12 protein-coding genes are annotated in these 10733 nt (G+C 46.5%); 11 read left to right on the top strand and 1 reads right to left on the bottom strand.

The genetic code is table 11. The features are described 5' to 3' along the window. The first annotated feature begins 103 nt into the window (after positions 1 to 103). Complete coding sequence (locus tag ACM0OZ_RS46330) at positions 104 to 997, top strand: hypothetical protein (protein ID WP_414589719.1); 894 nt, start codon at positions 104 to 106, stop codon at positions 995 to 997. Between the two features lie 224 nt (positions 998 to 1221). Here ACM0OZ_RS46330 and ACM0OZ_RS46325 read toward each other — a convergent pair whose 3' ends face one another. After that, positions 1222 to 1569 carry an ArsR/SmtB family transcription factor gene (locus ACM0OZ_RS46325; protein WP_414589718.1) on the bottom strand — a complete coding sequence of 116 codons (348 nt, stop codon included), beginning with the start codon at positions 1567 to 1569 and terminating at the stop codon, positions 1222 to 1224. 78 nt (positions 1570 to 1647) lie between these two features. Between ACM0OZ_RS46325 and trxA the strand changes: the two genes are divergently transcribed. From trxA to ACM0OZ_RS46275, 10 genes are all read left to right on the top strand, one after another. Next, positions 1648 to 1971: a thioredoxin gene (gene trxA / locus ACM0OZ_RS46320; RefSeq protein WP_414589717.1), complete on the top strand. Its 324-nt coding sequence runs from the start codon at positions 1648 to 1650 to the stop codon at positions 1969 to 1971. Between the two features lie 173 nt (positions 1972 to 2144). After that, complete coding sequence (locus ACM0OZ_RS46315) at positions 2145 to 2939, top strand: SDR family NAD(P)-dependent oxidoreductase (RefSeq protein WP_414589716.1); 795 nt, start codon at positions 2145 to 2147, stop codon at positions 2937 to 2939. 363 nt (positions 2940 to 3302) lie between these two features. After that, positions 3303 to 4418, top strand: a complete 1116-nt coding sequence (locus ACM0OZ_RS46310; RefSeq protein ID WP_414589715.1) for an alkene reductase — start codon at positions 3303 to 3305, stop codon at positions 4416 to 4418. A 78-nt stretch (positions 4419 to 4496) separates the two neighbouring features. Beyond that, positions 4497 to 5168 (top strand): nitroreductase family protein, encoded by a 672-nt coding sequence (locus ACM0OZ_RS46305; RefSeq protein WP_414589714.1) that lies wholly within the window; start codon positions 4497 to 4499, stop codon positions 5166 to 5168. 381 nt (positions 5169 to 5549) lie between these two features. After that, positions 5550 to 5738, top strand: coding sequence for a hypothetical protein (locus tag ACM0OZ_RS46300; protein WP_414589713.1), 189 nt, complete (start codon positions 5550 to 5552; stop codon positions 5736 to 5738). A 445-nt stretch (positions 5739 to 6183) separates the two neighbouring features. After that, complete coding sequence (locus ACM0OZ_RS46295) at positions 6184 to 7350, top strand: MFS transporter (protein WP_414589712.1); 1167 nt, start codon at positions 6184 to 6186, stop codon at positions 7348 to 7350. A gap of 15 nt (positions 7351 to 7365) precedes the next feature. After that, on the top strand, positions 7366 to 8055 hold the full coding sequence (locus ACM0OZ_RS46290) for an SDR family NAD(P)-dependent oxidoreductase (protein ID WP_414589711.1): 690 nt from the start codon (positions 7366 to 7368) through the stop codon (positions 8053 to 8055). 159 nt (positions 8056 to 8214) lie between these two features. After that, complete coding sequence (locus tag ACM0OZ_RS46285; RefSeq protein ID WP_414589710.1) at positions 8215 to 8562, top strand: GFA family protein; 348 nt, start codon at positions 8215 to 8217, stop codon at positions 8560 to 8562. An 81-nt stretch (positions 8563 to 8643) separates the two neighbouring features. Further along, a complete protein-coding gene (locus ACM0OZ_RS46280) occupies positions 8644 to 9342 on the top strand; it encodes a glutathione binding-like protein (RefSeq protein WP_414589709.1) in 699 nt (232 codons plus the stop codon). Between the two features lie 471 nt (positions 9343 to 9813). Beyond that, positions 9814 to 10704 carry an MFS transporter gene (locus ACM0OZ_RS46275; RefSeq protein WP_414589708.1) on the top strand — a complete coding sequence of 297 codons (891 nt, stop codon included), beginning with the start codon at positions 9814 to 9816 and terminating at the stop codon, positions 10702 to 10704. Positions 10705 to 10733: the final 29 nt, after the last annotated feature.

Here is a 10733-nt window from a genome sequence, read left to right as displayed (position 1 = left end):
CAATGCCTGAGAAGCCTACACCATACCCGTTAGGGTTGGTGTAGGAGCGTCACTATTCAGCGGTACTGACACTAGTGGCTCATCCAGTGGTGCTTTTAGTGCAGTGGAAGAAAAGGCAGTGGGGAATGCCGGAGCCATTAAAATTACTACAAATGAACTGGCTGTGAATAATGGTGCTCGATTAGTTGCCAGCAGTTTGGGACAAGGAAATGCAGGTACTATAACAATTCAAGCCTCAGATAAAGTTTCAGTGAATGGAGACACTAGAAATAGCTCACCCACTGGTGTATTCGCTGAATCCACAACAGGTAGAGGTGGAGATATCGGGCTTACGATAGGAAACTTACTTTTGTTGCGTAGTAGAGGTTTAATATCTGCTAGAAGTGGTGTTGAAGGTCAGGACGGGATTGACGGCAATATCGATATCAACACAAAATTCGTAATCGCTTTTCCTTTAGAAAACAGTGATATTATTGCAACTGGTTTTGGGCGAAGTCCTGGTAGCAATATTCGAGTCAATGCTCAAGGAATCTTTGGCACTCAATTTCGGCAACAACTAACACCAGAAAGCGATATTGTTGCTACTGGAACCGTCACGTTGAACACAGATCTTGACCAAACCTTAGGATTTGTAGAACTGCCCATAGCGTTAACAGATACATCAGAGCTAATAGCAGACACTAGCTGTGGTGCTATTGCCAGCACAGATTCTGACACAGATAAAAGCAAATTTACTATCACCGGACGTGGCGGTTTACCTCCCAGCCCCTACGAACCCCTTACTACTGATGTTCTGTGGTCAGATACTCGCATACCAAATATCGCATCCCAACAGCGCTCAGAAAAACCATCTACCAAACCAGCGACTAAAGATGATGCGGTGAAGATAGTACCTGCGACGGGGTGGGTGTTCGACGGGAAGGGGCACGTTACCCTCATCTCCCATGCTTCTAATGCCAATAACTTGGGTTCTACTCCTGCTTGTCAAAAGAAATGATTTGGGGAGGTAGGGGAAGGCGATCGCCCAAGAGCCAAATTACCCATAATCACAGCACCCCACCCCCCTTTTGGCTACACCAAACTTCCCCTCCTCGCTTGCGGGGAGGGGTTAGGGGTGGGGTTTTCCGGGTTTTCTGGGTAATTGAACGGACATAATATTACCAAATTTTTCCTCAAAATCTCATCATAAAAGTGCTGACAACACCTCTTGAGTCATAAAACTTACTGTGATCCCGCTTTTTGATAGCTTGAGGAACCAACACACAAAGGTTTAGCTGAGCGCAACACAGCGTCCAGCAACCCCGGAAAAAGTGCATCCAAATCCTCTGTGCGCAACATATTAATGTGCTGTGTTCCTTCTTTGCGAGTCAAGACGACACCTGACTCCCGCAAAATCTTGAAGTGATTGGACATGGTGGACTTGGCAATGGCAAAATCGAAGTCAGCACAGCAATGCTCTCCCTTAGTTGCCAGCCGCCGCACAATTTCCAGCCGCACTGGATCACCTAACGCATACAGCACTGCTGCCAAAGAAATATGTTTTCGGTCTGGATGATATAGCAGTCTCATACTTGCATTATCTCATTAAGTAGACTATATTTTAATTATTCGATAATATCGAATAAACGAACTAATAGGAGGACGAATATGTCATCCGTAGCACATGTAACAGAATCTACGTTCAAGCAAGAAGTCCTTGAAAGTGCAGTTCCAGTGTTGGTAGACTTTTGGGCACCTTGGTGTGGACCTTGTCGTATGGTGGCTCCCGTGGTAGATGAGATTGCTACCGAATACACAGGACAGGTAAAAGTCGTGAAGTTAAACACAGACGAAAATCCTACTGTTGCCAGCCATTACGGGATTCGCAGCATTCCTACGCTGATAGTGTTTAAAGGGGGTCGGCAAGTCGATACGGTGGTGGGTGCAGTGCCAAAAACAACGTTGAGCAAGACCTTAGCGCAGTATCTATAGTTATAATTCGTAATTGATAATTGTTGCTTTGTCATAAATAACTCAATTACGAATTAAGATTTGGACGGGTGTAGGAAATAAGGGAAAAAATACTGAGCTTATACCTCACACCTCACACCAAGTCTTGACAGACAAGCAATGCGTAAATCCTATCATTTGCTGGAGTGAGCGCAATGGACTTGAAATTGCATGGTAAATCCGCGCTGGTGAGTGGTTCAACTGCAGGTATTGGTTTTGCGATCGCTCGAGGGCTTGCACAAGAAGGAGCATCAGTTATTATTACTGGACGTTCTGTTGAACGAGTGGAACAGGCTATAGACAAAATTCAGCAAAGCAACCCAGAAGCAAAAGTTTCCGGTGTAGTCGCCGACCTTGCAAAAAAAGAAGGAGCAGAGCAAGTCTTTCAACAAGTTCCTAGCATTGATATTCTCGTTAACAATCTTGCTGTTTTCGAGTTTAAGGCATTTTCCGATATTACCGATGAGGACTGGTTCAACTTCTTTGAAGCTAACGTTCTTAGTGGAGTGCGCCTGAGTCGCCAATACCTGCCAAAGATGTTAGAGCAAGACTGGGGACGTATCATTTTTATCTCCAGTGAGTCCGGCATTCAAATTCCTGTCGATATGATTCACTATGGCATGACCAAAACGGCTCAGCTTGCCGTTGCCAGGGGTTTAGCAGAATTGACCGTTGGCACCCAAGTCACAGTCAACTCTGTTCTTGCAGGACCGACTCGGTCAGAAAGTGTTGAGGACTTTTTGACAAAGATGGCAAAAGAGCGTGGTATCAGTCTCAGTGAAGTCGAAACTGACTTTTTCAAAAATATTCGTCCAACTTCCCTGCTCAAACGCTTTGCAACAACCGACGAAGTCGCGGCGATGGTTGTTTATCTATCCAGTCCGATAGCTTCAGCTACTAATGGTGCAGCTTTGCGGGCGGATGGCGGGGTTGTGCAGTCAGTTGTTTAAGAGTTATCAGTGAGCAGTTATCAGTGAGCAGTTATCAGTTATCAGTTTCATCAGCCTGCTCGCTGAGAACTCATGACTGATTGAACTGACATCTTGCACCAATATCAATAAGAGGCGGAGCCTCTATATTCTCGTTCCCAGGCTGAGCCTGGGAACGAGGGCTGGGAGGCTAGAGCCTCCTCCTTGTTGAGAATGGTGAGTCCAGAGAAAGCAGGCGGGTTTCCCACGCCCAGGGGACTGGCGTTCGCCGTCAGGCGTGCCGAAGGCATACCCGAAGGGTGCAAGTTATCAGATTGAACTGAGTTTGGTTGTCAACCTGGAATTTTAATTTTTGGCGTAGCACAGAATTTAGAGATTTAACCCATGAACACTAACATCAACTTACTCTCTCCCTACAAGTTAGGTCATTTAGAACTGCCCAACCGCATAGTGATGGCTCCCTTAACCCGACAACGCGCGGGTGAGGGTAATGTGCCGCACCAACTTAATGCCACCTACTACGTCCAACGCGCTTCTGCGGGGCTGATTATCACTGAAGCCACTCAAGTTTCTCCACAGGGTCAAGGGTATCCTTATACACCAGGAATTCACTCACAAGAACAAGTAGAGGGTTGGAAGTTAGTCACAGATGCGGTGCATCAGCAGGGAGGGAAAATTTTCCTGCAACTCTGGCATGTAGGACGCATTTCACACCCAGATTTCCAACCGAATGGTGAGTTACCGCTAGCACCTTCTGCGATCGCACCCAAGGGTCAGCTACTCACCTATCAAGGCATGAAACCATATGTGACTCCTCGCGCTTTGGAAACGTCAGAGATTCCCGGAATTATCGAACAATATCGCCAAGGGGCAGAAAATGCTCTGGCTGCAGGCTTTGATGGGGTGGAGGTTCACGGAGCTAATGGTTATTTACTTGACCAATTTCTCCGGGATGGTACGAATCAGCGCACAGATAACTATGGCGGTTCCGTGGAAAATCGTGCCCGACTGCTTTTGGAGGTAACCGAGGCGGTTGTTGGTGTCTGGGGTGCAAAACGCGTTGGCGTACGCTTGTCTCCCAGTGGAACATATAACGACATACAAGACTCCAATCCGCTAGTAACTTTTGGTTACGCAGCCCAAGCGTTGAACCAGTTTGATTTGGCGTATCTGCATATCTTTGAGGCGATAGAAGCAGACATCAGATATGGCGCGACAGTGGTGCCAACGAGTCATATACGGGAGCGTTACAAAGGTACATTGATAGTCAATGGTGGATATACCCGTGAAAAAGGGGATGCAGTTTTAGCCAAGGGAGAAGCAGAGTTAGTTGCCTTTGGGACACTGTTTATATCAAATCCCGATTTACCCCGACGCTTTGCTCTGAATGCACCACTGACTGAGGCAGATACGACAACCTTTTATGGCGGTGGGGAAAAGGGGTATACCGATTATCCTACAGTGCAAGAGCAACACCCTTCTCTTGTCGGGGCAAAGTAATTCGTAATTCATAATTACAAATTACGAATTTGTGTCATGGAACCTTATAATCTTCTTAAAAATTAACGGACAGATCCAATGGTTCAAGAACTCAGCCTTCAAACCAAACCTCTGGATGTACCTAGCGCGATTATTCAGCGTCGTTCTATCAAAAGTTTCAAACCAGATCCCATATCCCCAGAATTACTCAAGCAACTTGTTGAGCTAACTGTAGCAGCACCCAGTAGCTATAACATTCAAGATTGGCGGATAATTCTTGTACAAGATCAGGAGCAAAAGGCAGCTCTTTCTGCTGCAGCTTGGAATCAAAAGCAAATTGTCGAAGCGCCTGTAACCTTTGTCTTTGCTGCTGACGCTACTGCTGGCGAACAAGACTTGACTCCAATTTATGAGCAAGGACTTGCAACTGGTGCATGGACTGAAGCCACGGTAAACTACTTTAAAACGGCTATTCCGCAGCATCAAGCAGGACTTGGAGACAAGCGGCGGGAGTATGCAATTAAAGATGCTGTCATTGCTGCGACTCATTTGGTGCTAGCAGCAGAAAGCCTAGGCTTATCCACCTGCTTTATGAATGGTTGGATTGAAGAGAAAGTCAAAGAAGTGATTGGTGCTGCAGACAATCCAGATATTGCGATCGCTCTTCTTGTACCTGTTGGATATGCAGCAGAATCGCGTCGCGATCCCGGACGTTTGCCATTTGCCTACAACGTCTTTGTAGATAAACTAGGAAACCCTTATGAAGGGTAAAGGGGATTGGGGATTAGGGATTGGGGATAGTCAACAGTAAACAGTGAACAGTGAACAGTGAACAGTACCAGCATGGTACTTGATAACTGAAAACTGGTAACTGGTAACTGGTAACTGATAACTGATAACTGTCGCCAGTACTCTCCGAAGGGTCTCCCGACCGAGGCTTCTGGCGTCCCCCCACCAACTTTGTACGTATGGTGTGGGACTCCCAGCCGCGACCAGTTGAACTAGATAATTTACCCAGATAAAAGAGATTCATGATGAGAAAACGGTACATAGCGAGTAGCGAAGTACCGTCTATCTGCGAATCGTAACAATGCGATTCACTTGACTCCAAAGTCAATCGCACCAAAATCATCATCTACCAGAGAAAAAACCATGTCCATAGCCTCATATCTAGCGCGTCGTTCGCTTCATTATGGCTGGCTGGTTGCGGGCTTAACTTTCTTAGCCTTGCTAGTCGCTGCTGGAATTCGTGCCACTCCCAGTGTACTTATTGTCCCTCTTGAACAGGAGTTTGGTTGGTCTAGGGCAACCATCTCGCTGGCGATTTCTATCAAAGCATAACGTCCGGGTGAGAACCCCTGCCTTTTAATCCGGGGATGAAACCCGACACGCATTCCATGCGCGTCCTCCGTGTCTTTTAAGCATTAAAGCATAACGTCCGGGTGAGAATCCTGGCTTTCAAGCAGGGGCAGGAATGCGACAGGTTTTCATTTGTTGTATCTCTGGTATAATTATTCAAGGTACTGGGTGGCGACCCGTACAGGATATCCATAACTGGACTCCGAGGGTAGAAACGTAGTCTTTAGACTGTACCGTAGTCTGCGGTGGGACGCGTCGTGGACTCTAAATAAAATTGCCTGCGGAGACGATCTGACGGGGACTGATTTTCAGTCTAGTTAAGAGTCTAAGAAACAGGAACAAAGGTGGAAATGCATGGCTTTAGCCATACATTGGAACATCTTTTAAGAATCCCCGTGCATTGAGGCGCGGGGAGTACGTCAATAACTTGGTACTCTATGGACTCATTGGACCTTTTGCCGCAGCAGTCTTAGAGCAAATCGGGATTCGACGCACGATGGTGTTTGCTCTTATCTTACTTGGCGTTTGGGTTAGCTTAACTACGCTGATGTCAGCTTCGTGGCAACTAGTTTTGCTATGGGGGGTAGTTGTAGGTAGCGGTAGTGGCGTCATTGGTTTAGTTTTGGGTGCCATTGTTGTCAATCGCTGGTTTGTGGAACGACGGGGTCTGGTTCTCGGTGTCTTAACTGCAAGCACCGCTACCGGACAATTGGTGTTTTTACCAATGCTGGCATCATTAGTCGAACGCTTCGGGTGGCGGAGTGCAGTTCTCACCATTACTGGTGTTGCTGTGTTGATTGTTCCTCTGATTGCGCTATTGATGCGCGTTCGCGAAGCGGGCGCTCTGCGCCATCGCCCTTCTCAAGTTGGTTTACGACCGTTTGGTGATCACTCCGAAACGGTGGAGGTGCGTCATCGCAGTGTCAACCCTATCGCTTCGACCCTGAGTACATTGAGAGTGGGAATGCGTAGACGCGAAGCGGCTTGTCGTCAGACATCGCGTGACTTCTGGTTGTTATCTGGTAGTTTTTTTATCTGCGGTGCCAGCACCAATGGTCTCATCGGTACTCATCTCATTCCCGCCTGCATCGATCACGGAATTCCCGAAGTCAAAGCGGCAGGACTGTTAGCCGTGATGGGGATATTCGATTTTGTCGGAACCACAGCCTCCGGTTGGTTGTCTGACCGCTGGAATAATCGTTACCTGTTGTTTTGGTACTACGGATTGCGAGGGTTGTCCTTAATCTTCTTGCCCTTCAGTTTCGACCCCCATTTCTACGGACTCTCCATTTTCGCAGTCTTCTACGGTCTTGATTGGATTGCCACCGTACCCGCCACCGTGCGTCTAACTACCAATGTGTTTGGTAAAGAAAAAGCGGGTGTGATGTTTGGCTGGATCGTTGCAGCGCATCAAATCGGCGCAGCCACAGCAGCATTTGGAGCAGGGGCGCTGAGAACTTGGCAGGGCAGTTATCTACAGGCATTTATCCTGTCTGGTATTTTGTGCTTAATTGCAGCAGTGCTTGTACTCCGTATTGGTCAACGTCCAAACTCAAGAGATTATCAGCTTTCTCCAGCCCAACTTCATCCTTAAGGAGGAATCGAGCGAATGTCAACAATAGCTTTGATTGTCGGAGCAGGTAGTGGATTGAGTGCATCGATAGCCCGCCTGTTTGCAAAAGAAGGAATAACCGTCGCTTTAGCTGCTCGTCAAATTGATAAACTGAGTGAGCTAAGCAGTGAGATTGATGCTGCTACGTTCGCCGCCGATGTCTCCAAACCGCACGAAGTAGAGCAGTTATTTATTGATGTTGAAAATAAACTAGGTTCTCCTAATATCGTCGTTTACAATCCCAGCTTTCGAGTGCAGGGATCTCTTATTGATTTAGATCCTACCGACGTAGCGAAAACTTTAGATATCACTGCTTATGGAGGCTTTCTTGTAGCCCAAGCTGCTGCTAAACGGATGTTGGAGCAGGGAGGCGGTGCTATCTTCTTTACAGGAGCCTCAGCGAGTGTTAAGGGTTATCCGCGATCTGCTCCTTTTGCAATGGGCAAATTTGCACTGCGTGGTTTGGCTCAAAGTATAGCCCGGGAACTAGCACCAAAGAATATCCATGTAGCACATTTTGTGATTGATGGTGCAATCCGTTCAGCAGTACGCCCAGATCCAGTAGACAAGCCTGATAGCACACTTGACCCTGGTGCGATCGCCTTAACTTATCTCAACATTTTGCGTCAGCCCCGGAGTGCTTGGACATGGGAAGTAGAACTACGACCGTGGGTAGAGCATTTCTAGCCAAGACAATTGTTACAAGAAGTAGAAGTATTTGAGCGTGAACTTGCGGCATTACTCAACGCAAAATATCCAACGCCTATTCTTGAGGTTCACCATGCCGTTATCGCCAAATCACCGCAATCTTAGCGCTGCTGGTTTTAAGAATTTTTGGAGAGTGAAATGAAAAAGTATCGCGGTAGCTGTCATTGCGGAAAGGTACAATTTGAAGTGACAACGAATCTTGAGCGAGTTGTGCGGTGCAATTGCTCTTTGTGCTCCAGAAGAGGTGCAATTATGCATCGCGTTCCCGCTGAACAATTCACTTTGATAGCTGGCGAAGACTATCTTACCCTCTACCAATTTCATACAAAAACAGCAAAGCACTATTTCTGTAAAGTTTGCGGCATCTATCCCTTCCACAGACCCCGCGTTGCTCCCGATTTTTATGGAATTAATGTCGCCTGCTTAGAAGATGTTGATACCTTTAAGCTAGAGCCTGGACTAGTTGATGGTCGGTCATACGAGTAGCAGGGGTGCAGAATGCGTTCGTGCATCTCTAACACAGGATTCACCTAAACAAAACTATCGCATAATTTAGGAGAAAGAATAATGATTGAACTTTATTATTGGACAACACCAAACGGTCACAAAATTACAATCTTCCTTGAAGAAGTTGAACTACCTTACACTATAATTCCTATCAACATTGGCGCTGGGGATCAGTTTAAGCCGGAGTTTCTTAAAGTTTCGCCTAACAACCGCATTCCAGCAATTGTAGACCGTGAACCAGCAGGAGGCGGTGAGCCAATTTCTGTTTTTGAATCGGGTGCAATCTTGCTCTATTTAGCAGAAAAAACTGGCAAGTTGATTCCAACTGATTTGCACCAACGCGTTGAAGTCCTCCAATGGTTATTCTGGCAGATAGGGGGCTTAGGACCGATGGCGGGACAGAATCACCACTTCAACAGGTATGCTCCCGAAAAGATTGACTATGCTATTAAGCGATACGTAAATGAGACAGCACGTTTATACGCTGTCTTGGATAAGCGGTTGGCTGATAGGGAATTTGTGGCTGGTGATTATTCCATCGCCGATATTGCTGCCTATCCTTGGATCGTGCCATATGAGAGCCAAAGCCAAAAATTAGAGGACTTCCCCAACCTCAAGCGCTGGTTTGAGACAATTCAGGCGCGTCCTGCGGTCATTCGTGCTTACGAGAAGGCAGAGGCTTTTAAAAATCAGGCGCTTGATCCAGACAAGTCAAGAGATTTGTTATTCAACCAGTCGGCGAAAACGATTCAGCATTAGTACATACTTTGTAAGTATTGTCAACTGCTTCACTCATCGTTCCCCACATTTTCCCCAAATTTCCTCGTTTTAGAGGATAAAACAAACCATAGATGGACACAGATGGACACAGATAAAATTGCATCTGTGTTTATCTGTGTGTATTTCTAGTTCTCAACTTTAGTCTTATATGATGTCCGGATGAACACTTATAAAAAACGAACAACCTCAAGAGCCTCCCTTCCCCTTCTCCTTAGGAAGGAGAGAGTTGGGGTGAGGTAAAGTGAGTTCATAGCAAGGGCTTCCAACTGATGGGAACTTGCTGCAAGACATAAGTTACAGCAGATTGCATTTTTCTTGAGCAACAGCTTTTCAACTCAAAAGCCAGATAAGCGAGCAAAGTTTACTTCTGACTCCTGACTCCTGACGCCAATATTTCTGCTGTATAAGTTGAGCAATATTGTCTGCCACCCTAAAGAATAGGAGACCTAAGTGGGTAGTTCTACAACAGAAAAAGCAGGTAAGCAGCGCGTTTCATTGGGACTACTAGGCGCTGCTGCTTTTATGGTCTTTGCTGATGTGCGAGTGATTGATCCTCTGCTTCACATCATTGCCAATGAGTTTAAAGTCGGTGTAGGTAGCGCGGCAATCATTGTCAGTGCTTACAGTATTCCTTATGGACTGTTCCAGTTAGTTTACGGTCCACTCGGAGACCGTATCGGCAAGCTGAAGGTGATGACAGCAGCGATGGCTGCATTTGCTGTTGGAACAGCAGTCTGTGCGTTTGTACCTAATATCGCGTTACTGACGTTGCTGCGTTTTCTCACGGGGGTGGCTGCTGGTGGGATTATCCCGCTCTCACTAGCTTATATTAGCGACAATTTCCCTTACGAGGAACGCCAAACTGCAATTGGACGTTACTTGAGTGCGCTTATGTTGGGTCAAATTCTTGGCGGCAGTTTGGGAGGTATTTTTGGAGAATATATCGGCTGGCGTGACATCTTTTTGTTATTTGGGATTGTGTCACTGATTATTGCTGTAGCAATGTGGTACGCAACCCGCCGAATACCTGATCAGCAGAATATACAAAATCGGGTAGGTTTGGTAAATTTTAAGCCTTATTACCAACTCATGAGGCAACCTGCTGCTCGTAATGTCATTATAGCGGTGTTTATTGAAAGCTTTGTCTTCGGGGCGTTCGCCTATACTGGTGCATTTCTCCGCGATCGGTATAACCTACCTTATGTCACCATCGGGTTTATGCTGGGTGGTTTTGGAGTGGGTGGACTGATTTACAGTCGTTGTGTCAAGTGGTTGGTCAACAAGCTTGGTGAAACTGGTCTGGTTGGTGTTGGCGGGTGCGATTCGTTGCTTAGAAACTAGACGCCGTAAAAGGTTCTAGGGGATTAAGC

The organism is Scytonema sp. PCC 10023, from assembly GCF_963920835.1.
GTDB lineage: Bacteria > Cyanobacteriota > Cyanobacteriia > Cyanobacteriales > Nostocaceae > Kalymmatonema.
This window is presented reverse-complemented; position numbering and strand designations above follow the sequence as displayed.

Coding starts and splice junctions, on each gene's coding strand:
- ACM0OZ_RS46325 (WP_414589718.1), bottom strand. CDS start 1,569: ATGAGACTGCTATATCATCCAGACCGAAAACATATTTCTTTGGCAGCA.
- trxA (WP_414589717.1), top strand. CDS start 1,648: ATGTCATCCGTAGCACATGTAACAGAATCTACGTTCAAGCAAGAAGTC.
- ACM0OZ_RS46315 (WP_414589716.1), top strand. CDS start 2,145: ATGGACTTGAAATTGCATGGTAAATCCGCGCTGGTGAGTGGTTCAACT.
- ACM0OZ_RS46310 (WP_414589715.1), top strand. CDS start 3,303: ATGAACACTAACATCAACTTACTCTCTCCCTACAAGTTAGGTCATTTA.
- ACM0OZ_RS46305 (WP_414589714.1), top strand. CDS start 4,497: ATGGTTCAAGAACTCAGCCTTCAAACCAAACCTCTGGATGTACCTAGC.
- ACM0OZ_RS46300 (WP_414589713.1), top strand. CDS start 5,550: ATGTCCATAGCCTCATATCTAGCGCGTCGTTCGCTTCATTATGGCTGG.
- ACM0OZ_RS46290 (WP_414589711.1), top strand. CDS start 7,366: ATGTCAACAATAGCTTTGATTGTCGGAGCAGGTAGTGGATTGAGTGCA.
- ACM0OZ_RS46285 (WP_414589710.1), top strand. CDS start 8,215: ATGAAAAAGTATCGCGGTAGCTGTCATTGCGGAAAGGTACAATTTGAA.
- ACM0OZ_RS46280 (WP_414589709.1), top strand. CDS start 8,644: ATGATTGAACTTTATTATTGGACAACACCAAACGGTCACAAAATTACA.